Source organism: Janthinobacterium foliorum, assembly GCF_978021625.1.
Genome location: NZ_CDXDQE010000085.1, coordinates 1 through 330 on the forward strand (window position 1 = coordinate 1; position 330 = coordinate 330).

Annotated in this window: 1 protein-coding gene; it reads right to left on the reverse strand. The window is 62.7% G+C overall.

The features are described 5' to 3' along the window. Nucleotides 1-160: 160 nt before the first annotated feature. Nucleotides 161-330 (reverse strand): 5-deoxy-glucuronate isomerase (locus ACZ92H_RS29605; protein WP_465051992.1); only part of this gene is annotated, 170 nt, incomplete at its 5' end.

The window sequence follows — 330 nt, forward strand, 5'->3', positions numbered from 1 at the left end:
CCACGGCCGCGTTCAATTCGCCCGGCGTGGCCAGCGCCACTTGCGCCGTGACGGCGCCCGTGGCGGGATTGAAGACGTCGCTGGTGCGCTCGGAGCGCGACGCCATGGGGTTGCCACCAATAAAGTGGCCGATCTGTTGCGTTGTCATTGTTCTTCCTTTTTACTTGTTCATCAGCCACTCGTGGGCCGGGTCGTTTTTGAAATGCCACGCGCGTTGCGGGCCGGCCATCACGTTCAGGTAATAGCCGTCGTAGCCATACGGCACGGTGACGGGGTGGTAGCCGCGCGGCACCATCACCACGTCGTGGTTTTCCACGGCCATGGCTTCGT